The sequence below is a fragment of the Comamonas resistens genome (genome assembly GCF_030064165.1).
GTDB lineage: Bacteria > Pseudomonadota > Gammaproteobacteria > Burkholderiales > Burkholderiaceae_C > Comamonas > Comamonas resistens.
This window is the reverse complement of record NZ_CP125947.1, coordinates 1,590,888-1,614,847: the sequence shown is the minus strand read 5'-3', so window position 1 is coordinate 1,614,847 and position 23,960 is coordinate 1,590,888. Positions and strand designations below refer to the sequence as shown.

Here is a 23,960-nt window from a genome sequence, read left to right as displayed (position 1 = left end):
GGGCTTACTCCAGCTCTGCGCGCTTGCGCTCGTTGTTCAAATGGAAAGCGCCCTCGACCACGATTTCAGCCCCTTCGCTCAGGCCCTTGAGCACGGGACGCTGTCCACCGCTGGTGGCTCCCAGGTCCACGGGGGTCAGGCGGTAATGGTTCTCGGCCTTCTTCACATAGACATGGTCTTTGTCGTTCTCGCGCACCACAGCGACCGCGGGAATGGCCAGCACTTTCTCAACCGCTCCCTGAATCCTCATGGACGCCAGCATCTGGGGCTTGAGGGCCAGATCCTTGTTATCCACCTGAGTGCGAATGGCAACCGTGCGGGTTTGCGTCGATACGGTATCGCCCACATAAATGATCTTTCCGGTGATAGGTGGATCCTCCACGGTCAGTCCAAGAGCCGGCACATCAACCTGAACGTCCTGACCCACTTGCACGCTACGTGCCATCTGCTCGGGCAATGCCCCCACCACCCAGACGTTGGACAGGTCGGCCACGGTGAACAAGGGGTCACCCGGCTGAGCTACCTGCCCCTGGCTGACCTGGCGCTCGATCACGATGCCGGCCGAGGAGGCTGCAATGGCTGCAGCCGGCGCAACGCTACCCTGACCTCGCAAGCGCGTCAGTGCATCGCCCGACAGTCCCATGAGCTTGAGCTGGTCGCCCGCCGCGCGCAGTTCGGCACGGGCAATCTGCACCTCGGACTCGCGGCGCTGCAGCTCGGCAGAGCCGATCACATCGGCGGCAATCAGCTGGCGCGCACGCTCCACAGATCGCTCCGCCAAGGTGGCCGTGGCACTGGCACGCATATAGGCCAGCTGTGCCGAAGTCAGCTCCGGGCTCGCCACACGCGCCAGAACCTGACCGGACTTGACGCGGTCGCCGGCCTCTGCCAGTACCTCGGTCACGCGCCCGGTGACCACGGCACCAATGCGCGTCACCTTGCGCTCATTGGCCTCAATGCGGCCTGCAATCTCCTGCACCGAGGCCAGCTCGGTCTGAGTCACGGCCGCAACCTTGAAATTGCTGGCCATTTCTGGAGAAACCATCACTTCCGAAGGATCCAGCTCTGGCTTGACCTGCTCCGCCACGGCGGTCGCAGGTTTTTCACCATTGCCGCAGGCTGTCAGAGTCAGTGAAATCAACCCGGCGATCGCCAGAGCCAGGACCAGGGAAGCCGGGCGGTGGTGCCCCGCTGAAAACATGCTGTGTTGAGAAGACATAAAGCGTGCCTAAAACAATAAAACTCGGTCTCTGCGTGAAATCGGTAGTGCGGCCTCAGCGCGCAATGGCTGCAGCGGCATCCGCATAGCGGCCAGCCAGAAAATCCAGCTCAATGCGTGCGGATTGCATCTGGTAGCGGGCCTCCAGAAGATCGGCACGCACGGTGCGCAAGACCCGTTGGGCATCCAGCACGTCGAGAATGCCGCGCTCGCCGTAGCGATAGGCCGCCTCGGCCACGCGCAAGGCTGCCTCCGCCTCCTTGACCGATCCTTCTCCCAGGGCCTTGGTGCGCACCTGCGCCATCTCCAGCACCTTGCTGGCCTGCAGCATCTGCTGCTGCAGCTCCGCCTTGCGCCCGTCCAGACGCAGCCGTGCGCGCTGCTCTTCGGAAGCAGCCTCGTCAATCGGGCCGCGACGCTGGTCAAACAGCGGAATCTGCATGCTCACGCCCACGGTGTTGTTGCGAATGTCGGGCTCGCGGGTCTGGGCATAACGCAGTTCAATCCCTGGCCAGCGGCCGGCCTTGGCACCCTGCTTCTGGGCCTCGGCCTTTTCCACTTCCGAGCGCAGCTGCAGCAACTCGGGGTGAGACTCAATACCCTGCTGCAGTGCATCCAGTTGCACAGGGTCTTGCAAAGACAGGTCCAGATCAAAACGCACTGGCAACTGGCCGGCGGCCAGGCGGTTGAGCGTGAGTTGAGACTGTTCGACCATCAATCGCGCTGTCTGCTCCTGCTGGCGCGCATTGATCAGCTCGGCGTCGGCCTTGATGATTTCGTAGCGCGCAGCCTCTCCGCTGGCTACCCGCACACGGACACGCTCATGAGCCTGCTCCAGCAGCTTGACCGCATCATGCGCAGCCTGCACCTGAGCCTGGCGCAGCACCACCTCATAAGCCTTGAGCTTGACCTGGGCCACCAAGGCATTGCGGGAGGCTGCAATCTGATGCACCGAGGCACGCTGGCCGGCTTCGGCGGCTTCGATGCGGGCACTGCGCACCGAAGGCATCTCGATGGGCACCGAAATCCCCACGGAATTCACGCTGCCGGGCGTGGCCGAGGCCATACGGGCTTTGTTGTCACCGCGGCTCCACTCCAGCTTGGGGTTGGGCAATGCACCTGCACTGACTACCGCAGCCTGTGCCGTCACGCTGGACTGCTGCACGGAGCGCAACTCGGGGTTGTGATCCAGCACGGTCTCGATCAGCCGATTCAGGCTGAGTTTGGGCGTGGCATGGTCGGAAATGGTGGCGCGGGGTTGAGCCGCTGCCGCATCAGGCCCGGCAGCCTGGGCAGACAGGGCAGCAGCCAGACACAAGGCCAGCGCACTAGGGCGCAACCAGCGCCTGGAAGAGGCACCATCGTGATGACGTACAGCCGCCTGGACCGGCAAAGACGCCGGCACTATCGATCTATAGAACATGGAACACAGCTGCCTTCTTGAGGGCAGATGAAGTAAGGAAAGAGTTGAATGCCCAAACCGTACGTATGCGGCAGCAAGCCTGCTGCGCTACAAAGGCCAGGGAACACCAAGAGGCAGGTGCGATAGCTGTCGAGTGGATAAGCTGCCCGCGACCGGGGCAACAGACTTCAGGCCAGCGGCTGAACACCGGCAGGCTGAAGCTTTACGACGCTGAAATCAGTCAATGAGATCCGAGAACATGTGCACAGGCTCTCAGGCCTGTATCAAACGCGCTGGAACCCGCCTGCCAGCGGCAGGCGGTCACTGGGCGGACGCAGCATTCCGTCCAGACAAGCGGAATCAGGATGCTCCACATGCGCTTGCGGTTGCATCCAGACATGAGCAATACCCACCGCGATATCTTCGGGCGGGCCAAACAGCTCGTTGCGATCTTCCTGTGCAGGATTGAGTTCGACAGTGCGATGTGGCCGATGGATGGAGAACTCCACCGTCTCGTCTTCCACATCCTCTTCGAACTCCTGCAATATATCCACGCCGTACTCGTGAGGCTCAACCTCCGAAGAATGGCTCATGGCCACAACGTCATGCGCACCTGCAGGCCAGATCACGGCAATCTGCACACCCACAATGGCGGCAAACATCAGCAATGACAGCAGAAACGACGAGACCGGGCGCATGAACTCTCTGGAGAAACAAGCAACGACGAGAAGAAGGACAGTAAGACATCAGGCCAAAAAGGCCTGAGGCAGACAAGATGGTGTGTCTATTCGTGAGAAAAGTTCCCGAAAGGAAAATTTCTGTCAGCTTTTAGCACTGATGCAAACCATAGCCTGTTGTCATAGTCATTGCTGCTCAAGGGGCTCTTGCTAGGAAGTCCATAGCTGCACGATATCCTGACTGGCAAGCACGATGCAAAATTCCAAAACAAAAAAGCCACCCACTTGCATGGATGGCTTTTTATAAATCTGGCGGAGTGGACGGGACTCGAACCCGCGACCCCCGGCGTGACAGGCCGGTATTCTAACCAACTGAACTACCACTCCTGGCAGGAAGCTTTGCTACATATCATGTAGCTGCAAGCGCTTCAAACTTGGCGACCCTACGGGGATTCGAACCCCGGTACTCACCGTGAAAGGGTGATGTCCTAGGCCTCTAGACGATAGGGTCAATTCCTAGAACGTTTCTGATCTCTCGATCAGCCGTCAAAAATTTTGGTGGAGGTAAACGGGATCGAACCGATGACCTCTTGCATGCCATGCAAGCGCTCTCCCAGCTGAGCTATACCCCCAAAGATAACTGGCGGAGTGGACGGGACTCGAACCCGCGACCCCCGGCGTGACAGGCCGGTATTCTAACCAACTGAACTACCACTCCTGGCAGGAAGCTTTGCTGCACATCATGCAGCTGCAAGCGCTTCAAACTTGGCGACCCTACGGGGATTCGAACCCCGGTACTCACCGTGAAAGGGTGATGTCCTAGGCCTCTAGACGATAGGGTCAATTCCTAGAACGTTTCTGATCTCTTGATCAGCCGTCAAAAACTTTGGTGGAGGTAAACGGGATCGAACCGATGACCTCTTGCATGCCATGCAAGCGCTCTCCCAGCTGAGCTATACCCCCAAAGATAACTGGCGGAGTGGACGGGACTCGAACCCGCGACCCCCGGCGTGACAGGCCGGTATTCTAACCAACTGAACTACCACTCCTGGCAGGAAGCTTTGCTGCACATCATGCAACTGCAAGCGCTTCAAACTTGGCGACCCTACGGGGATTCGAACCCCGGTACTCACCGTGAAAGGGTGATGTCCTAGGCCTCTAGACGATAGGGTCATAACCTAGAATCTTTGCTTTCGCACCGATTAAAAAAGCGCCTTCTGAAAATAAAGGCGCTTTTTTAATCAAGCGACTAGCCAAACTGGCGGAGTGGACGGGACTCGAACCCGCGACCCCCGGCGTGACAGGCCGGTATTCTAACCAACTGAACTACCACTCCTGGCAGGAAGCTTCACTGCACAACATGCAGCTGCAAGCGCTTCAAACTTGGCGACCCTACGGGGATTCGAACCCCGGTACTCACCGTGAAAGGGTGATGTCCTAGGCCTCTAGACGATAGGGTCAATTCCTAGAACGTTTCTGATCTCTCGATCAGCCGTCAAAAATTTTGGTGGAGGTAAACGGGATCGAACCGATGACCTCTTGCATGCCATGCAAGCGCTCTCCCAGCTGAGCTATACCCCCAAAAATTCCTTCTCTTTGCAACGCAATCTTTTTATCAATCGCGTTGTGCAGAGCCTCGAATTATAGACAGGTTTTTAGCGATTTTTCAAACGAGCGATAACTTTTTCGCGTCCGAGCAATTCCAGCACCGCATCCACCGACGGAGTATGGGCTGTTCCCACCGTCAGAACACGCACTGGCATGGCCAGCACGGGCATCTTCACGCCTTGCGCCTTCAGCAGCTCCTTGATGGCTGCGGCAATGGCGTCCTTACTCCATTCCACGCTCTCGATCACGGCAGTGAATGCATCCAGCACAGGGTTGGCAGCTTCCGTCACATGCTTTGCATAGTCTTCGGCATTGCGTTCCACGCCATCCACATAGAAGACCTTGGCCCAGTTGGCCAGATCCACCAGGGTTTCGCAGCGATCCTTGAACAAGGCAGCAATGCGCACTAGCCTGTCATCGGCGTCGATCAGGTTCTCAGCAACTCCTGCCTTGACGACAAAGGGCTTGACCATCTTGGCCAGCTCGGCGTCATCCATGGCCTTCAGGTGCTGGGCATTGACCCAGCGCAGCTTGGCTTCGTCGAACTGGCCAGCACTGCGACCCAAGTGGTCGAGGTTGAACCACTCCAGGAACTGGGCACGGCTGAAGATTTCGTCGTCGCCGTGGCTCCAGCCCAGACGGGCAAGATAGTTGACCATGGCATCGGGCAGATAGCCCTCGTCGCGGTACTGCGTCACAGCCTTGGCACCGTTGCGCTTGCTCATCTTCTCGCCCTGCTCATTGAGCACGGTGGGCAGGTGGGCAAAGGTAGGCACAGTCGCACCCAGCGCTTCGAAGATGTGAATCTGGCGCGGCGTGTTGTTCACATGGTCGTCGCCACGAATCACGTGGGTGATGTTCATGTCCATATCGTCCACGCAGACGCAGAAGTTGTACGTGGGCGTGCCATCAGGGCGGGCAATCACCAGATCATCCAGCTCGGAGTTCTGGAACTCGATGCGGCCCTTGCACTTGTCGTCCCAAGCTACCACGCCGGTTTGCGGAGTCTTGAAGCGCAGCACGGGCTTCACGCCTGCGGGAATCGCTGGCAGCACCTTGCCTTCTTCGGGACGCCATGTGCCGTCATAGCGCGGCTTTTCCTTGTTGGCCATCTGCTTTTCACGCAGTGCATCCAACTCTTCCATGCTCATATAGCAGGGGTAGACATAGCCTTTTTCCTGCAGCGTGGCCAGCACTTGCTTGTAGCGATCCATGCGCTGCATCTGGTAGAACGGACCCTCGTCATGGTCCAGCTGCAGCCATTCCATGCCTTCGAGGATCACATCCACGGAAGCCTGGGTAGAGCGCTCCAGATCGGTGTCTTCGATGCGCAGCACGAAGTCACCGCCATTGGCACGAGCAAAAGCCCAGGGATAGAGAGCGGAACGAATATTGCCCAGATGGATGAAGCCCGTGGGCGAAGGGGCAAAGCGGGTGCGAATTTTATTTGTCATATCAGAAATCCTTGTGCAGCATCCCCTGCGCCAAAACTGCGGCACATGATGCGCACGCAGCTTCGGCCAGAGATGCCGAGCCAGAGCCACTCCACAGCCCCAAGATTGCCTTTTGAGAAGGCATAGGCGCAAAACGGCTCAGGGGGTGTTTCACAGCGTATCCAGTCCGCGCGACAGATCGGCCTTGAGGTCATCCAGATGCTCGAGCCCCACGGAAATACGAATCAAACCCTGGCCCACACCGGCAGCCTGGCGCTGCTCTTCCGTCAGACGACCGTGCGAGGTACTGGCTGGGTGGGTGATGGTGGTTTTCACATCGCCGAGGTTGGCCGTGATCGAGCACAGACGCGTGCTGTCCACCACATGGAAGGCGTTGGCACGCAGTTGCTCGGCGCCCTCACCGACCACATCGAAGGCCAGCACAGCACCGCCCATGCCGTTTTGTTGGCGCATGGCCAGCTCATGCTGAGGATGGCTCTTGAGGCCGGGGTAATAAACACGCGCGACCTTGGGGTGAGCTTCCAGCCAGGCGGCAAAGTCCAGCGCCGCAGCGCTTTGCGCCTTGACGCGCAGGGCCAGTGTTTCCAACCCCTTCATCACCGTCCATGCGTTGTACGGAGCGATATTCAGGCCGCCGCTGCGCAGGAAGGTGCCCATGACCTTGTCCACCAGGGCAAGGGTGCCGCAAACCGCGCCCGCCATGACACGGCCCTGGCCGTCGAGGAACTTGGTGCCCGAGTGCACGATGATGTCGGCGCCGAACTTCACGGGCTGCTGCAGCACGGGGGTGGCAAAGCTGTTGTCCACGGCCAGCAGCGCCTTGTTGGCGTGCGCCAGGTCTGCCAGCGCTGCGATGTCGCAGAGGTCGGTCAGCGGGTTGGTGGGCGTCTCGGCAAACAGCATGCGTGTGTTGGGCTTGATCGCGGCCTTCCAGGCTTCGAGATCGGTCTGCGGAACAAAGCTGGTCTCCACACCGAAGCGAGCCATTTCCGTGCCCAGCAGCTTGATGGTGGAGCCGAACATGGACTGCGAGCAGATCACATGGTCACCAGCCTTGAGCGCGGTCAACGCCACCAGCAGAATGGCCGACATACCGGTGGATGTGGCAACAGCGCATTCCGTGCCTTCCATGGCCGCCAGACGCTTTTCAAAGCTGGTGACGGTAGGGTTGCCGGTGCGGCTGTAAGTAAAACCAGGCTCTTCGTTGGCAAAGCGACGCGCTGCCGTGGCGGCATCGGGCTGCACAAAGCTGCTGGTCATGTACAGGGCTTCGCAATGCTCGCCCCACTGGCTGCGCTCGACCGCTTCGCGCACAGCCAGAGTCTCAGGATGCAAACCTTCAGGTAATGTCTTGTTGCTCACAATTATCAAGTCCAGATGGTTGGGTACTGGCAGCAAGTCCGGCCTCAGGCTTTCTGCAGCCCTGGCGCAATCACTTGACCAGCTTGATCGGCGGCACCCGCCATGCCGATCTTCAAAGATGCCGAGCACGCAGTCATTCAAACATTCAGCAAAATCCTGCTCAAACGCTTTACCAACTTGCGTAACACGCTCATATATCAAGAGCACACCATGCGCTCAGCCCTGCCATTGTCCTCCTGAATGAAAAGGGTTGCCGCAGCAACCCTTTCACATCCGGTCATTCAAGCAGAGCTTGAACGCTCAGCTTTCCTGCGCGTTGGGCAGAGACAGGCGGGACGTGTCCTCGCTCTCTTCTTCGCTGCCGCGGTTACGGCCTTCGTTGAGTGCCGTCACTTCTGCATCCGAAATATCGCCGGTGATGTAGATCCCATCAAAGCAGGAAGCCTCGAAACCTTCGACCTGGGTATTGATCTTGCCCACGGCCTGCTTCATGGCTTCCACATCCTGGTAGATCAGCGCATCACAGCCAATGACTTCACGGATTTCCTCAACCGTGCGGCCATGAGCCACCAGTTCGGAACGGGTAGGCATGTCGATGCCATAGACATTGGGGTGACGCACGGGAGGCGCAGCCGATGCCAGATACACCTTGTTGGCACCCGCATCGCGCGCCATCTGCACGATTTCCTTGGAGGTGGTGCCGCGCACGATGGAGTCATCGACCAGCAGCACGTTGCGGCCCTTGAACTCGCTGCCGATGGCATTGAGCTTCTGGCGCACCGATTTCTTGCGCGCGCCCTGGCCCGGCATGATGAAGGTGCGGCCGACATAACGGTTCTTCACGAAGCCTTCGCGGTAGGGAATGCCCAGCAGTTGCGCCAGCTGCATGGCACTGGGACGGCTGGATTCGGGAATCGGGATGATGGCGTCGATCTCGCTGGGCGGCACGGTGGAAACCACGCGCTTGGCCAGCGTCTCACCCATGTTCAGACGCGCCTGGTAGACCGAGATACCGTCCATGGTCGAATCGGGGCGGGCCAGATAGACGAACTCGAACACACAGGGGTTCAGATGGGTTTCATCGGCACATTGCTGGCTTTCGACACGGCCATCGTTATGCACAAACACGGCCTCGCCGGGAGCGATGTCGCGGTCGAAGACATGGGTTGTGCCTTCCAGCGCCACGGACTCGCTGGCCAGCATGATGGTGCCGTCAGCGCCATGCCCCATGCACAGGGGACGAATGCCATAGGGGTCACGGAAGGCCAGCAGACCATAGCCGGCGATCAGCGCGATCACGGCATACGAGCCCTTGATGCGCTTGTGCACGGCTCGCACGGCCTTGAAGATGTCCTCGCTCTTGAGCGGCGCGCTGCCGGACGCGCGGCCGATTTCGTGTGCCAGCACGTTGAGCAGCACTTCCGAATCGCTCTCGGTGTTGGTGTGACGATGGTCGGTGTCGGCCAGTTCGCAGCGCAGTTGCTTGGCGTTGGTGAGGTTGCCGTTGTGCACCATCACGATGCCAAACGGTGCATTCACGTAGAAAGGCTGAGCCTCTTCCTCGCTGGAGGCATTGCCCGCCGTGGGGTAGCGCACCTGGCCCAGACCCACATTACCGGGCAGGGCCCGCATATTGCGGGTGCGGAACACGTCCTTCACCATGCCCTTGGCCTTGTGCATGAAGAACTTGCGTTCCTGCTGGGTCACGATGCCGGCTGCATCCTGCCCACGGTGCTGCAGCAGCAGCAAAGCGTCATAAATCAGCTGATTCACGGGTGCGGTGCTGACCACACCAACGATTCCACACATAGTTGCGTTCCATCTGTTTGCGAAGATCACTCTTCGCCACACTCGCCTGCTTTGCCACCCATTGGCTAGCCTGCGCTTTGACATCGGGTGCACGCGGATCACGCCCGCACCAAATTCCTGCAAGCACTCGCTGCGTTTTACAACAAGCACCTTGACCACTTTTCGCCCTTAGGCAAATTGCGGCTAAAAACCCCGCTTCAAGTGGAAGCCTTGGGCAGATACTGCCCCCAGTCCTCAGGCAAGGCGGGCAGCACCCAACCCAATGCCTGCGTCAACCAGGGGGCCAGCCCCGATTCCTGCCACCACAACGCCGTATGCAAGGGCGTGTACTGAATCACCAGCGCCAGCACCAGCAGCAACAGACCACCGCGCAACAGGCCGAACAAAGCCCCCAGCGAACGATCCACCGGCCGCAGGCCCACTGCTTCAATCAGCTGCTTGGAAAGCCAGGACACCAGCCCCCAGGCAAACATTGCCCCCACCAGCAACAACACAAAACCGGCCGCATAGCGCAGCTGCATATCCCAGCCGTCAAGCGGCAACCACACTGCCACCTCCTGGGCCCAGGTGCGCGCCACGACAAAGGCGACCACCCAGCCCATCAAGGAAAGGACTTCATAGACCAGTCCGCGCCAGGCCCCCAGCAACATGGAGCCCAGCACGACGGCCACAAAAATCCAGTCCAGTGCGGTCATCGAAAAGCTCAGCTCAAAACCTGGTTGCAGGCATCAGCCCTTGAAAACCGATGCCGGCAAACCCAGACCCTTGGCTCGCGCAGCAGCCTTGTCGGCCTCGTCACGGCTCTTGAAGGGCCCCATGCGAACACGGGTGCGCTTGCCATCCTTGGTATCCACGGTCTGCGTAAAGGCACCACCACCCAGCTTGGACTTGATTTCGTTGGCCTTGCCTGCATCGGCAAAAGCGCCGATCTGCACGATGAACCGCTCATTGCCAGCCGCCTCCTTGGTCGCAGCTGCTTCGGGCGCGCTGCGCCCCTCCAGCAATGCACGGGCACGCGCTGCCTCATCAGCCTTGGTGGTCTCTGGCTTGTGCTTTGGCTCGGGCTTGGTTTCCGGCTTGGGCTCAGGCTTTGGTTCGGGCTTTTTCACCTCGGCCTTGGGCTTTTCAGGTTTGGGCTCGGGCTTGGGTTCCGGTTTGGGGTCGGGCTTGCGCTCAGGCTTGACTTCGGGCTTTGGCTCTGGTTTGGGTGACTGCGCTGCGGCCACGACTGCTGCGCCAGCAGCGGCACCAGCCACGGCTGCTGTTGCCGGTGTCTGTGTGGGAGCTGGAGTTGCTGGCCTTGCAGAAGGCGTCAGCACCTCTTCGCCATCGTCCAAAGACGCATTGGCCGTCACGCGCCCAGAGGCTGCAGGCGTCTGAGCGGCCACCTGGGTACCAGGCACCACCTCGGGAGCAACATTGGCTTGATCAGGAATTTCAATCGGAATATTGACGGGGATCGGGCGCGGCTGCGTATCGAACAGCAGCGGAAAGCCAATCACCCCGACGAGAACCAGCGCTGCTGCGCCAATCAGACGATGGCGGGCGCGACGACGCATGGCTTCCACGCTCTCGCCCTGGGCCAGGCGGCTGGGACGCTTGGCGCCAGCCACAGACTCGGCTTCGTCTTTCTTGCCGGGCCAACGGAAATTGAAAAGTGCCATGGAGTGAGGACTTTGTTGCGGCCGCTCCACTATCCAAAGATGGAGGAGCGAGCCTCAGGCTCAGTGAGCCAGGTCAATGAGCCAGATGTTTGGCGTTCAGGCGTGGTGTGCCGTTTTGCAGCACCCCACCGACGGTGAAGAACGATCCAAAGACTACGATTCTATCAGCCGCGTCGGCTGCGCTTACCACAGCATCCAGGGCCTGCTGCGGATTGGCAAAGCATTCCATGCTCACATCTTTGCGAACAGCCCCTTCGGCCTGCAGCTTCTGCAGCTTGGCCTTGAGGCCTTCTGCGGTATCGGCGCGAGCGGTCGGCAGGTCCGTGAAATACCAGCGGTCGATCAGCGGAGCGACCTTGGTGAGCATATGCGTCCAGTCCTTGTCGGCCATGGCCCCGAACACGGCGTGCGTGGTCGGGAAAAAGCCCATGGCATCGAGGTTGGCCGTCAGTGCCGCCACCGAATGCGGGTTGTGCGCCACATCCAGCACCAAGGTTGGCTGACCGGGAATGATCTGGAAGCGGCCGGGCAGCTCCACCATGGACAAGCCCGTGCGCACGGCCTGCGCCGTCACCGGCAGCTTGGCGCGGATGGCTTCATAGGCGGCCAGCACGCCCGAGGCATTCATCAACTGATTGGCACCGCGCAGCGCCGGGTAAGCCAGGCCTGCGTAGCGACGGCCCCGCCCTGCCCAGCCCCATTGCTGCTTGTCGCCGTCATAGTTGAAGTCCTTGCCGAAGCGCCAGAGATCGGCACCGATGTCGGCTGCGTGGTCAATCACGCTTTGCGGCGGAACAGGGTCGCTGACGATGACGGGACGACCGGCACGCATGATGCCGGCTTTCTCGCGGCCAATGCTCTCGCGGTCGGGACCCAGCAGTTCCATGTGGTCGAGATCGATACTGGTGATGATGGCGCAGTCGGCATCGACGATGTTGGTCGCATCCAGGCGTCCGCCCAGACCTACCTCGAGGATTGCCACGTCCAGCTTGGACAGGCTCAGCAGGCGCAGGATGGCCAGCGTCGTGAATTCGAAATAAGTGAGTGCAACCTCATTGCCATCCTTCACACGTGCCTGCTCCACCGCTTCGAAGTGCGGCAGCAACAGCTCGGGGGTGACGATCTCGCCGCCTACACGGCAGCGTTCTTCGAAGTGCACCAGATGAGGAGAGGTGTAGACACCGGGGCGATAGCCGGACTGCAGGGCGACTGCCTCCAGCATGGCGCAGGTCGAGCCCTTGCCATTGGTGCCCGCCACCGTGATGACGGGGCAATCAAACTGCAGGCCCATGCGCTGTGCGACTTCACGCACGCGATCCAGACCCAGGGCGATGTTCTGGGGATGCAGACGTTCGCAATAGGCGAGCCAGGCATCCAGTGTGGCAAATGTGGTGTGCATACTGGTCGCTATTGTCGCCCACTGCCAGAGGCCCTATGAGGGGCAACCCTTGGCATATCTTGTTAAAACTGGAACCATACGTTTGAAATCAGGCAGCATCATGAGCAAGACCACCACTGTTTTTGGCATCCCCAATTGCGATACCGTCAAGAAAGCACGCAAGTGGCTCGATGAGCAGGCGATCACTTACACCTTCCATGATTTCAAAAAGCAAGGTGTGCCGCCAGAGCATCTGTCGCAGTGGATGGAAGCCGCAGGCTGGGAAAAAGTGCTCAACCGCCAGGGCACGACATGGCGCAAGCTCGACGAAGCCCTCAAGGCCGGCGTGCATGACGCGGCCAGCGCCGCAGCCGTGATGCAGGAACACACAAGCACCATCAAGCGCCCCGTCGTGGAATGGGGCACCGGAGCAGTCACCGTGGGCTTCAAGCCCGAGGAATGGCAGTCCATCGCTACAAAGTAAGCAAACGCAAACATTCGCACAAGGCTTTACCTAGTTTTACGGAGCCTATCCCCAGTCTTCACAAGAGACGACTAAACTTTTCTGCAGTCTGCTGCGTTAAGCATGCAGAGACAGGAGAGATTGATATGAAGACCCTGGCGTTTTTGACCATTGCAGCCGTGACAGCCACCGGGGCATTTGCCCAGGAACGGGGCCGCGTGCTGTCATCCACCCCCATCACTCAGCAAGTTGCCGTGCCCCAGCAGGTGTGCTCGGACCAACCCGTGGCCGTGGCGCCTCGCCCCACAGGCGCGGGGGCCGTGGTGGGCGCCATCGCAGGCGGCCTGCTGGGTAACGCCGTGGGCGGCGGCGGTGGCCGCGCAGCAGCGACGGCTGCCGGCCTGATCGGCGGCGCCATGCTGGGCAATCAGGTCGAGGCCTCGGGGCCCGTGCAATACCAGAACATGCGCCAGTGCAGCACGCAGACCTTCTATCAGAACCGCACCGTGGGCTACAACGTGACCTATGAGTACAACGGTCGCAACTACAGCACGCAAACCACCAACCCGCCCGGCCAGTGGATTGCACTGAATGTGCAACCCGAGGTGAATAACAGCGCCTATGGCAGCAACGGTTACTACAGCACGCAACAGCCTCCGCAGGCGGCGTACTCGACCAGCTATCCTGACAGCTATTCCAATGGTTACCCTGCCGATTACCAGGGCGGCTATCAAAGCGGTTACTACGCCCCTCAGCCCGTCGCTCCCAGCTATTCCGTGGGCAGCAGCTATTCCGCCACTGACTATGTGGCGCCCCTGCTGATCGGTGCCGTCATTGGCGCCGGCGCCTATTACGCTACACGCCCCGGCCACTACTATCGCGGCCATGGCGGCTACTACCGCCCCGGCTATGGTGGTCACGGCTGGCGCCGCTAAGTCCCTGCCACAGCAAACAAAAGCCCCGCTCCGGGGCTTTTGTGTTTTCAGCGCTTTGACAGACATTCGCGCGGGTGCGGGTCCCCTGGCCTAAAATCAATGGTTTTGATCTTGACCGCGCTTCGCGTACTTCTTCCATGACCACCGAAACCATTGCTGGCGTCAGCCTCACCACCAAGGCCAATGTTTACTTTGACGGCAAGTGCGTCAGCCACAGCTTCACGCTGGCCGACGGCACCAAGAAGTCCGTCGGCGTGGTGCTGCCTGCCACCCTGACCTTCGGCACGGCGGCCGCAGAAATCATGGAATGCGTGGGCGGCTCCTGCGAATACAAGCTCGATGGCAGCGACGAATGGAAGAAGTCCTCGGCTGGCGAGAGCTTCCAGATCCCCGCGAACTCCAAGTTCGACATCCGCGTGACCGAGGCTTATCACTACATCTGCCACTACGCGTAATCCGCGCCTGGCCCGGCTTCGGGACAGACCCGAGAATTTCAAGCCTTTTCAGCCCCAATCGCTTACCTGTCAAGCGTTTGCAGCTATCACTTTGAAGAGAAATCTCATGGAAACCATTCTGCAACATGTTCCCGTCGGCCAGAAGGTCGGCATCGCCTTCTCCGGCGGCCTGGACACCTCTGCCGCTCTGCGCTGGATGAAGAACAAGGGTGCCCTGCCCTACGCCTACACGGCCAACCTGGGCCAGCCCGACGAAGCCGACTACGACGAAATCCCCCGCAAGGCGATGGAATATGGCGCAGAAAAGGCCCGTCTGATCGACTGCCGTCCCCAGCTGGCCAACGAAGGCATTGCCGCCATCCAGTCCGGCGCCTTCCACATTTCCACCGGCGGCATCACCTACTTCAACACCACGCCCCTGGGCCGTGCCGTGACCGGCACCATGCTGGTGGCCGCCATGAAGGAAGACGACGTCAACATCTGGGGTGACGGCTCGACCTTCAAGGGCAACGACATCGAGCGCTTCTACCGCTACGGCCTGCTCACCAACCCCGCGCTGAAGATCTACAAGCCCTGGCTGGACAGCAACTTCATCGACGAGCTGGGTGGCCGTGCCGAAATGTCGGCCTTCATGACCAAGGAAGGTTTCGGCTACAAGATGTCGGCCGAGAAGGCCTATTCCACCGATTCCAATATGCTGGGCGCCACCCACGAAGCCAAGGATCTGGAATTCCTGAATTCCGGCATCCGCATCGTGAACCCCATCATGGGCGTGGCTTTCTGGAAGCCCGAGGTCGAAGTCAAGGCAGAAGAAGTCTCCATCACCTTCGAAGAAGGCCGCCCCGTGGCCATCAACGGCAAGGAATACACCGATGCCGTGGAAGTCTTCCTGGAGCTGAACCGCATCGGCGGCCGCCACGGCCTGGGCATGAGCGACCAGATCGAGAACCGCATCATCGAAGCCAAGAGCCGCGGCATCTACGAAGCCCCCGGCATGGCCCTGCTGCACATTGCCTACGAGCGTCTGGTGACCGGCATCCACAACGAGGACACCATCGAGCAGTACCGCATCAACGGCCTGCGCCTGGGCCGTCTGCTGTACCAGGGCCGCTGGTTCGACCCCCAGGCCATCATGCTGCGCGAATCCTCGCAGCGCTGGGTGGCCCGCGCCGTGACTGGCACCGTGACGCTGGAACTGCGCCGCGGCAACGACTACTCCATCCTGAACACGGAGTCGCCCAACCTGACCTACGCTCCCGAGCGTCTGTCCATGGAAAAGGTCGAAGATGCGCCTTTCAGCCCCATCGACCGCATCGGCCAGCTGACCATGCGCAACCTGGACCTGATCGACACCCGCGCCAAGCTGGCCATCTACTCGCAAGCCGGCCTGCTGAGCGTGAGCAGCGCCAACGCTCTGCCACAGCTGGGCAACGACAAGAAGTAATTCCTGTCGGTCTCTGCGAAAAAGCCGCTGCCAGTCAGCGGCTTTTTCATTGCCGGGCCGCCCCAAGATGAAAAGCGCCCCTCTCGGAGGGGCAGCGAACCGCGCGCAGCGGGGAGCGTGGGGTGCCATTTTTCATTGCCAGCCCCTTTGATGAAAAGTCTCTCCTGGCTGGGCAGGCGCGCGGGCTGGTACGCCATTTCCCATGCCAGCATGGCACGGCATTGCTACCCCGGGTATTCGATAGCGCCACAGCGCCACAAAAGCAGCATCCGAGACAAGGCTGCTGCCTAGAATGCGACCACAAGCTGGTACATCCTGCGGAACTCCCGCACAACCAAGGACGGGTATGGCAAAGAAAACATGGGCTGTCGCGCCTTTCGCAATCCTCGCAGCCTGCGGCATAGCCGCGGTTTCTGCCCAGGCGGCAGACCTCAAGGTGGCCATAGACCCCACCTACGAACCCTTTACCTACAAGACCGCCGACGGCAAGCCCACGGGCTTCGACGTGGACATCGCCAACGCCATCTGCACCGAGCTCAAGCGCAGATGCGTGTTTGTCGAGCAGGTCTGGGACAGCATGATTCCAGGCCTGCAAGCCAGGAAATACGATGTGGTCATCAGCTCGCTGTCCATGACCGAAGAGCGCAGGCGCATCATCGATTTCTCGGACCGCTACTACAAGACACCCAGCGCCATCGTGGTGAAAAAAGGCACGTCTTACATCGGCCCGGCCTCGCTCAAGGGCAAGCGCATTGGCGTGCTCAAGGGCAGCACCCAGGAAAAATGGGCCATGGGAGAGCTCAAACCCGTGGGCGCGACCATCGTGCCCTATGAAGCCCAGGATCAGGTGTATCTGGACATCAAGTCGGGCCGTCTTGACGGCACGGTGGCCGACAAGGTGGAGGTGCATGGCGGCTTTTTGCGCAAGCCCGAGGGCAAGGACTACGGCTACGTGGGCCCCGACCAGTACGAGACCAAGTACTACGGCGACGGCATAGGCATCGGCATGCGCAAGGGCCAGAAAGAGCTCAAGGACCAGATCAATGCCGCCATCAAGACCATCCGCAGCAATGGCACATACAACAACATTGCCAAGAAATACTTTGACTTTGACCCCTACGGCAATTAATTTTCCGCGCTGCGGCCAGAAACGGCGAGAATACCGGGTTCACCGCCTTGCAGTAACCGCGTGACCTACAACGTGGCGTGCGCTCACCTGCGCCAGCTGGGCTGGTTTTTTCGCATATATCGTATCCAAGACAAGGAATCACCATGCGCGCATCGCTGATGGCTGTGGCCCTCGCAACTCTGGCCGGCTCCACCCTGGCCGCCGACCTGCGGGTGGGCACCAATCCGGCCTACGAGCCCTTTGAGTACAAAACCGCCTCGGGCGAAATCGTCGGTTTCGACATCGACATCGCCAATGCGCTGTGCGAACAGCTCAAGCGCAAGTGCGTATTCGTAGAGTCCGAGTTCGACAGCGTCATCCCCGGCCTGCAGGCCCGCAAGTTCGATGTGATCGTCAGCTCCATCTCGATCACACCCGAGCGCCAGCGCGTGGTGGACTTCACCAAGCGCTACTACAAGACACCCAGCGCCATCGTGGTCAAGAAGACCGTCAAATACGACGGTCCGGCCTCGCTCAAAGGCATGAAGATCGGCGTGCTCAAGGGCAGCACCCAGGAAAAATGGGCCATGGGCGAACTCAAGCCCGCCGGTGTGAACGTGGTGTCCTACCAGTCGCAGAACCAGGTCTATCTGGACATGGATGCCGGCCGCCTGGACGGCACCGTGGCTGACAAGGTTGAAGTGAACGGTGGCTTCCTGCGCAAGCCCGAGGGCAAGAACTACGGCTATGTGGGCCCCGACCAGTACGATGTGAAGTACTACGGCGAAGGCATCGGCATCGCCATGCGCAAGGGCCAGAAGGAGCTCAAGCAGCAGCTCGACGAGGCGATCGACACGATCCGCAAGAACGGCACCTACGCCAAGATCGCCAAGAAGTACTTCGACTTCGACCCCTACGGCCAATAAAGCCACATTGCGCGCCTTGCACTGTGCATCCTGCGGGCTGCATGGCGCAAGGCGCGCAAGCTGCATGACATGAGCGGATACTATTACTCGATCCTCCAGGGAGCGCTGCTCACGGTCGCCGTGTCGCTGGCGTCGCTGCTGGTGGCCACGCTGATCGGGCTTGTGGGCGCGGCCGCCAAGCTCTCGGGCCGTCGCATGCTGGCCTGGCCGGCCACGGTCTATACCACCGTGGTGCGCGGCATTCCCGAACTACTGATGATGCTGCTGATCTTTTACGGCGGCGCCATCGGCCTCAACAGCCTGCTCGAAGCCCTGGGCAGCGACCAGAGCGTGGACCTGAACCCCTTTGCCGCTGGCGTGCTGACCATTGGCTTCATCTACGGCGCCTATATGACCGAAACCTTCCGTGGTGCCATTCTTGCCATCCCCAAGGGCCAGATGGAAGCCGCCTGGGCCTTCGGCATGAGCCCGATGCGCACTTTCATGCGCATCACGCTGCCGCAGATGGTGCGCTATGCCCTGCCCAGCTTCACCAACAACTGGCTGGTACTGATCAAGGCCACGGCGCTGGTCAGCCTGATCGGCCTGCATGACATGACTTATCTGGCCAAGCAGGCCAGCGCCTCCGTGCGCGAGCCATTCGCCTTCTTCCTGTTCACGGCGGCGCTGTACCTGATCTTCACCGCCGTGTCGCTGCAGCTGCTCAAGCGCCTGTCCGCGCGCTACAGCCTGGGAACGGACAAGGTGCAGCTATGAACTGGAGCGTCATCTTCGAAGCCGACACCCTGGCGCTGTACGCCGAGGGTCTGGTCGTCACGCTGCAGCTGACGCTGATCAGCCTGGCCGTGGGCGCCGTGCTGGCGCTGCTGTTCGCGCTAGCCCTGGTCAGCCGTTCGGCCCTGGTGCGCGTGCCCGTCAGTGCATTCACCTATTTCATGCGCGGCACGCCGCTGCTGATCCAGGTGTACCTGATCTATTACGGCTTCGCCCAGCTCGAATGGGTGCAGGCGCGCTGGGACACCGTCTGGCCCTGGACACATTTCAAGGAGCCGTTCTTCTGCGCTCTGCTGTCCTTCAGCCTGAACACCGCGGCCTACACCGCCGAGATGCTGGCCGGCGCCATTCGCGAAACCAACAAGGGCGAGGTCGAGGCCGCACGCGCCATGGGCATGAGCGACTGGCAGCTGATGCGCCGCATCGTGCTGCCCAGCGCCATCCGCCGCATGCTGCCCGCCTACGGCAACGAGGTGGTCATGATGCTGCACAGCTCCAGCCTGGCCAGCACCGTGCCGGCGCTGCTGGACCTGACCGGCGCCGCCAGCCGCGTGTATTCCGATTTCTACCTGCCGTTCGAGGCCTACCTCTTCGCGGCCGCCATCTACCTGTGCATCACTTTCAGCCTGCTCGGTGCCAACCGCCTGCTGGAACGCCGCTATCTGGGTTATCTGGCACCGCGCAAGGCATGAGCATGACAAGCAACACCCCTTACAAACTCCAGGCCCTGGACATCCACAAGCGCTATGGGCAGAACGAAGTGCTCAAGGGCGTTTCGCTCAATGCCCGCGCCGGCGATGTGATCAGCATCATCGGCAGCTCGGGCTCGGGCAAGAGCACCTTTTTGCGCTGCATCAACCTGCTGGAACAACCTCAGCAGGGCCGCATCATCGTGGCAGACGAAGAGCTGCAGCTGCGCCCCGGCCCAGGCGGCGCGCTGGCCGCGGCCGACCAGCGCCAGCTGCAGCGCTTGCGCTCACGACTGGCCATGGTGTTCCAGCACTTCAACCTCTGGGCACACATGACGGTGCTGCAGAACATCATCGAAGTGCCGGTCCATGTGCTGGGCCTGTCGCGCGACGAAGCCGTGACCCGCGCCCGCAAATACCTGCAGCTGGTGGGACTGGAGGGCCGCGAGGATGCCTACCCCAGCCACATGAGCGGCGGCCAGCAGCAACGCGTGGCCATTGCGCGCGCGCTGGCCGTGGAACCCGAGGTGATGCTGTTCGACGAGCCCACCTCGGCCCTGGACCCGGAGCTGGTCGGCGAAGTACTGCGCGTGATGCAGGTACTGGCCCAGCAGGGCCGCACCATGCTGGTGGTGACGCACGAAATGGGCTTTGCCCGTGAAGTGTCCAACCACGTGATCTTCCTGCACCAGGGCCTGATCGAGGAGCAAGGCCATCCGCACGAGGTGCTGAGCAATCCACGCAGCGAACGGCTGGCCAAATTCCTCTCCGGCAACCTGAAATAGGGCGCCATGCAAAAAGCCGCTGTCTCCAGCGGCTTTGATGCTTTGGGCCTCTAGCGCTTATCCAGCAAGCGCCGGCAGCTATCAAATTTCAGTCAACGCAGGTGAAGCTGCTGCTCCAGCTGGCCCACATAGGCCGCCGTGCTGTTGTCCGACTCCTGAGCCCGGCTGACCAGATGGGCCTCCAGCACATCCAGACGCGCCATCAGGTCCTGCTTGTCCTGAGCATGCAGGGCTTCGAGCACGCCGCGCAGCTCGGTAAAGCGCGAGGCCTCGGCCTTGTCCGCCAGATCGCGCTGGGTCTGCATCTCCTTGCTGTGGCGGCGCGCCTCCAGCAGCACCGAGCTTTGCAGCCACAGCACATAGGCGATGAAGAACACGCTGAGCAAGACCGTCAGCGCCAGCATCAGCACTCCAAGAGGGGCTTGAATTTCCGTCACGCCAAAGGAAACAGGCGTGGGCGTGGCCAGTGCATTCCAGTTGAAGACCGCCAGCACGGCGATCAGGGCCACGATGATGGCAATGGAAATGGTGCGAAAGTTCATCTTGTTCTCCTAGCGGGTTGCGCAAGCACCTGTTTTTAACCCAAGTTGGACCCGCATCAGGTCAGAGACAGGCCCAAAACGCCAAAGCCGCTGCAGGCAGCGGCTTTTTGTAATGCCAGAACTCTTTGACCACTCATATGGCCTGCGCCATATGAAGGTCGTCGAATGCAGCAAGCGTCTTGCGCTGCAGCGGCGTGGCTCAGTTGGTTTCAGCCAGCTGATCCAGGATGGCCGGATTCTCCAGTGTCGAAGTGTCCTGGGTGATGGCTTCTCCCTTGGCCAGCGAACGCAGCAGGCGGCGCATGATCTTGCCGCTGCGGGTCTTGGGCAGGTTGTCGCCAAAACGGATGTCCTTGGGCTTGGCAATCGGGCCGATTTCCTTGGCCACCCAGTTGCGCAGCTCGTTGGCAATCTGCTTGGCTTCTTCGCCCGTGGGCTTGCCGCGCTTGAGCACCACGAAGGCGCAAATGGCTTCGCCGGTCAGATCGTCGGGACGCCCCACCACGGCGGCTTCCGCCACCAGATCGGTCTTGGCCACCAGAGCCGATTCGATCTCCATCGTGCCCATGCGGTGACCCGAGACATTGAGCACGTCGTCGATACGGCCCGTGATGCGAAAATAACCGCGGTCCTCGCTGCGCACCGCACCGTCGCCGGCCAGGTAATAGCCCTTGAGCTCCTCGGGGAAGTAGCTCTTCTTGAAGCGCTCTGGGTCGCCCCAGATATTGCGGATCATCGAAGGCCAGGGCTTTTTCACGACAAGAATGCCGCCTGCGCCGTTGGGCATGTCATTGCCAGACTCATCGACGATGGCTGCCGTGATGCCGGGCAGCGGCAAGGTGCAGGAACCTGGCACCAGCGGTGTGGCACCGGGCAGCGGCGTGATCATGTGGCCGCCGTTTTCGGTCTGCCAGAAGGTGTCCACAATGGGGCAGCGCTCGCCGCCCACGTTCTTGTAGTACCACATCCAGGCTTCCGGGTTGATGGGCTCGCCCACCGAACCCAGCACGCGCAGGCTGGACAGGTCCCAGTTCTTGGGGTGCACGCCGGAGTCCGAATCGGCCGCCTTGATCAGCGAGCGGATGGCCGTGGGCGCGGTGTAGAAGACGCTGCACTTGTGGCGCTCGATCATCTGCCAGAAGCGACCCGCGTTGGGGAAGGTAGGCACGCCTTCAAAGACGATCTGCGTGGCGCCTGCGGCCAGCGGGCCATAGGCCACATAGCTGTGACCGGTGATCCAGCCGATGTCGGCCGTGCACCAGAACACATCACTGTCCTTCAGGTCGAAGGTCCATTCAAAGGTCTGCCTGGCCCACAGCACATAGCCGCCGGTGGCATGCTGCACGCCCTTGGGCTTGCCGGTGGAGCCGCTGGTATAGAGGATGAAGAGCGGGTGCTCGGCATTCACGGCCTCGGGCGCGCACTCCGTGGACTGGCCAGCCAGCGCCTCGGTGAAAGTGATGTCGCGGCCTGCCACCATATTGCAGGCAGTCGCCGTGCGCTCATAGACCAGCACGGTCTTGACGGCCTCGCAGCCGCCAAGTGCCAGTGCATCGTCCACGATGGCCTTGAGCGGCAACTCCTTGCCGCCGCGCATCTGATAGTTGGAGGTGATCACCAGGCTGGCGCCCACGTCCACGATGCGCTCCTGCACAGCCTTGGCCGAAAAACCACCGAACACCACGGAATGCGTGGCGCCGATACGGGCGCAGGCCTGCATGGCCACCACGCCCTCGATGGTCATGGGCATGTAGATCAGGACGCGGTCGCCCTTTTTCACGCCGCGCGCCTTGAGCGCATTGGCAAACTGGCTCACGCGGGCCAGCAGCTCCTTGTAGCTGACCTTGGTGACTTCACCGCCGTCGGCCTCGAAGATGATGGCGGTCTTGTTCTCGACCGGCGTGCCCATGTGCTTGTCCAAGCAGTTGGCGCTGGCGTTGAGCTCGCCATCGGCAAACCACTTGTAGAACGGAGGATTGCTCTGGTCCAGCACCTGGGTGAAAGGCTTGGTCCAGACCACGTTCTCACGGGCCAGGCGCGCCCAGTAGCCTTCGTAGTCACGTTCTGCCTCATCGCACAAGGCCTGGTATTGCGCCATGCCCGAGATGCGCGCCTTGGCAGCAAAGTCTGCGGAAGGCGGGAACACGCGGTTTTCCACCAATACCGACTCGATTGCAGAGGATGTAGTGCTCATCTTTGTTGTCTCCTGATACTTCGCAATGAAATTATTGTGGGTGTACTGTCGGCGCTCGGTCTTACACGCCACTGACTGAAATTTGCATCGTTATTTCGGCCATGAAAAAACGAAGGATTCGCTCACAACTTTGCAGCATCTGACGCAATATTCAAGAGCACCTGCGCGATATTTGCTCCAAAAAATTGGCGCAAACCCTTAAAATCGCGCGCCTGCCGCAAGGCGTGTCTCCGGCTCACCGCTGTTTCACCCTGGCCGCAGTCCATTGCGTGCACTGCACAAAAGCATTTCAACACTGCGGCGCGCGTCTTCACTTTCGCTGCATCCCATCTTCAACCTAGCCATCGCCGCAAGCTCTGGCTGGCCGCGCCGTGCCCGGCGCAGCCTGGCTGCGGCCACACTCTCCATCATGAGCCGAACTCATTCCGACGATGCCGACAAGGCCTCTGCCCCGCAGCACCCCGCCAGCTACCAGACACCGGCCGCCCTGCGCCCCCTGCCTGCACTGATCTTTGCCAGCCGCTGGCTGCAGTTGCCGCTGTACCTGGGCCTGATCGCCGCTCAGGCCGTCTACGTCTGGCACTTTCTGCTGGAGCTATGGCATCTGGTCGAAGCGGTCTTCGGCAATCAGCAAGCCCTGCAGGCCCTGATCACCAACATCGGCTACAAGAGCGATGTGCAGATCACCCATCTGAACGAAACCATCATCATGCTGGTGGTTCTGGCGCTGATCGACGTGGTCATGATCTCCAATCTGCTGATCATGGTCATCGTCGGCGGCTACGAGACCTTTGTCAGCCGCCTGGGACTGGAAGCCCACCCCGACCAGCCCGAATGGCTCAGCCATGTGAATGCCTCGGTGCTCAAGGTCAAGCTGGCACTGTCCATCATCGGCATCAGCTCGATTCATCTGCTCAAGAGCTTCATCAATGCCGGCAGCTACGAAGTCCAGGTGCTGATGTGGCAGACCATCATTCACGTGGTCTTCCTGCTGAGTGCTCTGGCCATTGCCTATACCGACAAACTGACCAGCAGCAATCACCACCATTGATCGCTGGTTTGCCCTCCATCA

General features: G+C 60.7%; 21 protein-coding genes and 11 tRNA genes. 10 read left to right on the top strand and 22 right to left on the bottom strand.

Annotation, left to right across the window (positions count from 1 at the left end):
- Positions 1–4: 4 nt before the first annotated feature.
- The 20 genes from QMY55_RS07445 to folC all read right to left on the bottom strand — a co-directional run bounded on the left by QMY55_RS07445 (position 5) and on the right by folC (position 12,594).
- Positions 5–1,219 carry an efflux RND transporter periplasmic adaptor subunit gene (locus QMY55_RS07445; protein WP_283488018.1) on the bottom strand — a complete coding sequence of 405 codons (1,215 nt, stop codon included), beginning with the start codon at positions 1,217–1,219 and terminating at the stop codon, positions 5–7.
- Positions 1,220–1,274: 55 nt separating this feature from the next.
- A complete protein-coding gene (locus QMY55_RS07440) occupies positions 1,275–2,642 on the bottom strand; it encodes a TolC family protein (RefSeq protein WP_283488017.1) in 1,368 nt (455 codons plus the stop codon).
- A gap of 263 nt (positions 2,643–2,905) precedes the next feature.
- A complete protein-coding gene (locus QMY55_RS07435; protein WP_283488016.1) occupies positions 2,906–3,319 on the bottom strand; it encodes a hypothetical protein in 414 nt (137 codons plus the stop codon).
- A 289-nt stretch (positions 3,320–3,608) separates the two neighbouring features.
- A tRNA-Asp gene (locus tag QMY55_RS07430) sits at positions 3,609–3,685 on the bottom strand.
- Positions 3,686–3,733: 48 nt separating this feature from the next.
- Positions 3,734–3,809 (bottom strand) — tRNA-Glu (locus QMY55_RS07425).
- Positions 3,810–3,854: 45 nt separating this feature from the next.
- Positions 3,855–3,930, bottom strand: a tRNA-Ala gene (locus tag QMY55_RS07420).
- 9 nt (positions 3,931–3,939) lie between these two features.
- Positions 3,940–4,016 (bottom strand) — tRNA-Asp (locus tag QMY55_RS07415).
- A 48-nt stretch (positions 4,017–4,064) separates the two neighbouring features.
- Positions 4,065–4,140 (bottom strand) — tRNA-Glu (locus tag QMY55_RS07410).
- 45 nt (positions 4,141–4,185) lie between these two features.
- Positions 4,186–4,261 (bottom strand) — tRNA-Ala (locus QMY55_RS07405).
- A gap of 9 nt (positions 4,262–4,270) precedes the next feature.
- Positions 4,271–4,347, bottom strand: a tRNA-Asp gene (locus tag QMY55_RS07400).
- Positions 4,348–4,395: 48 nt separating this feature from the next.
- Positions 4,396–4,471: transfer RNA gene (locus tag QMY55_RS07395), tRNA-Glu, on the bottom strand.
- 86 nt (positions 4,472–4,557) lie between these two features.
- Positions 4,558–4,634: transfer RNA gene (locus QMY55_RS07390), tRNA-Asp, on the bottom strand.
- A gap of 48 nt (positions 4,635–4,682) precedes the next feature.
- A tRNA-Glu gene (locus QMY55_RS07385) sits at positions 4,683–4,758 on the bottom strand.
- Between the two features lie 45 nt (positions 4,759–4,803).
- Positions 4,804–4,879 (bottom strand) — tRNA-Ala (locus QMY55_RS07380).
- A 74-nt stretch (positions 4,880–4,953) separates the two neighbouring features.
- Entirely contained in the window at positions 4,954–6,360 is a 1,407-nt protein-coding gene (gltX, locus tag QMY55_RS07375) for a glutamate--tRNA ligase (protein ID WP_283488015.1), read from the bottom strand.
- A 150-nt stretch (positions 6,361–6,510) separates the two neighbouring features.
- Positions 6,511–7,722, bottom strand: a complete 1,212-nt coding sequence (locus QMY55_RS07370) for an O-succinylhomoserine sulfhydrylase (RefSeq protein WP_283488014.1) — start codon at positions 7,720–7,722, stop codon at positions 6,511–6,513.
- Positions 7,723–8,022: 300 nt separating this feature from the next.
- Positions 8,023–9,531 carry an amidophosphoribosyltransferase gene (purF, locus tag QMY55_RS07365; protein ID WP_283488013.1) on the bottom strand — a complete coding sequence of 503 codons (1,509 nt, stop codon included), beginning with the start codon at positions 9,529–9,531 and terminating at the stop codon, positions 8,023–8,025.
- Positions 9,532–9,728: 197 nt separating this feature from the next.
- Entirely contained in the window at positions 9,729–10,226 is a 498-nt protein-coding gene (locus tag QMY55_RS07360) for a CvpA family protein (RefSeq protein ID WP_283488012.1), read from the bottom strand.
- 33 nt (positions 10,227–10,259) lie between these two features.
- Complete coding sequence (locus tag QMY55_RS07355) at positions 10,260–11,195, bottom strand: SPOR domain-containing protein (protein ID WP_283488011.1); 936 nt, start codon at positions 11,193–11,195, stop codon at positions 10,260–10,262.
- 73 nt (positions 11,196–11,268) lie between these two features.
- The gene (folC, locus tag QMY55_RS07350; protein WP_283488010.1) at positions 11,269–12,594 is read right to left on the bottom strand and encodes a bifunctional tetrahydrofolate synthase/dihydrofolate synthase; all 1,326 of its coding nucleotides are present in this window, start codon (positions 12,592–12,594) and stop codon (positions 11,269–11,271) included.
- A gap of 100 nt (positions 12,595–12,694) precedes the next feature.
- On the opposite strand from folC, the gene QMY55_RS07345 reads away from it, so the two are divergent.
- From QMY55_RS07345 to QMY55_RS07305, 9 genes are all read left to right on the top strand, one after another.
- Positions 12,695–13,057, top strand: coding sequence for an ArsC family reductase (locus tag QMY55_RS07345; protein WP_283488009.1), 363 nt, complete (start codon positions 12,695–12,697; stop codon positions 13,055–13,057).
- A gap of 125 nt (positions 13,058–13,182) precedes the next feature.
- Positions 13,183–13,971, top strand: coding sequence for a glycine zipper 2TM domain-containing protein (locus tag QMY55_RS07340; protein ID WP_283488008.1), 789 nt, complete (start codon positions 13,183–13,185; stop codon positions 13,969–13,971).
- A gap of 137 nt (positions 13,972–14,108) precedes the next feature.
- Positions 14,109–14,426: a pyrimidine/purine nucleoside phosphorylase gene (ppnP, locus tag QMY55_RS07335; protein WP_003057202.1), complete on the top strand. Its 318-nt coding sequence runs from the start codon at positions 14,109–14,111 to the stop codon at positions 14,424–14,426.
- 106 nt (positions 14,427–14,532) lie between these two features.
- Positions 14,533–15,870 (top strand): argininosuccinate synthase, encoded by a 1,338-nt coding sequence (gene argG / locus QMY55_RS07330; protein ID WP_003057205.1) that lies wholly within the window; start codon positions 14,533–14,535, stop codon positions 15,868–15,870.
- 346 nt (positions 15,871–16,216) lie between these two features.
- Positions 16,217–16,999, top strand: a complete 783-nt coding sequence (locus tag QMY55_RS07325; protein WP_283488007.1) for a transporter substrate-binding domain-containing protein — start codon at positions 16,217–16,219, stop codon at positions 16,997–16,999.
- A 143-nt stretch (positions 17,000–17,142) separates the two neighbouring features.
- Positions 17,143–17,904 carry a lysine/arginine/ornithine ABC transporter substrate-binding protein gene (locus QMY55_RS07320; RefSeq protein ID WP_283488006.1) on the top strand — a complete coding sequence of 254 codons (762 nt, stop codon included), beginning with the start codon at positions 17,143–17,145 and terminating at the stop codon, positions 17,902–17,904.
- A gap of 69 nt (positions 17,905–17,973) precedes the next feature.
- Positions 17,974–18,660, top strand: a complete 687-nt coding sequence (locus tag QMY55_RS07315) for an ABC transporter permease (RefSeq protein WP_283488004.1) — start codon at positions 17,974–17,976, stop codon at positions 18,658–18,660.
- Positions 18,657–19,370 carry an ABC transporter permease gene (locus QMY55_RS07310; protein ID WP_283488003.1) on the top strand — a complete coding sequence of 238 codons (714 nt, stop codon included), beginning with the start codon at positions 18,657–18,659 and terminating at the stop codon, positions 19,368–19,370. The genes QMY55_RS07315 and QMY55_RS07310 overlap by 4 nt, the downstream gene beginning before the upstream one ends.
- Before the next feature lie 2 nt (positions 19,371–19,372).
- Entirely contained in the window at positions 19,373–20,152 is a 780-nt protein-coding gene (locus tag QMY55_RS07305) for an ABC transporter ATP-binding protein (protein ID WP_283488002.1), read from the top strand.
- 92 nt (positions 20,153–20,244) lie between these two features.
- On the opposite strand, the gene QMY55_RS07300 is transcribed toward QMY55_RS07305, so the two are convergent.
- Both QMY55_RS07300 and acs read right to left on the bottom strand, forming a co-directional pair.
- Entirely contained in the window at positions 20,245–20,694 is a 450-nt protein-coding gene (locus QMY55_RS07300) for a LapA family protein (RefSeq protein WP_283488001.1), read from the bottom strand.
- Between the two features lie 199 nt (positions 20,695–20,893).
- The gene (acs, locus tag QMY55_RS07295) at positions 20,894–22,888 is read right to left on the bottom strand and encodes an acetate--CoA ligase (protein ID WP_283488000.1); all 1,995 of its coding nucleotides are present in this window, start codon (positions 22,886–22,888) and stop codon (positions 20,894–20,896) included.
- 409 nt (positions 22,889–23,297) lie between these two features.
- Here acs and QMY55_RS07290 point away from each other — a divergent pair, with 409 nt between their 5' ends.
- Positions 23,298–23,939: a TIGR00645 family protein gene (locus tag QMY55_RS07290; protein ID WP_283487999.1), complete on the top strand. Its 642-nt coding sequence runs from the start codon at positions 23,298–23,300 to the stop codon at positions 23,937–23,939.
- Positions 23,940–23,960: the final 21 nt, after the last annotated feature.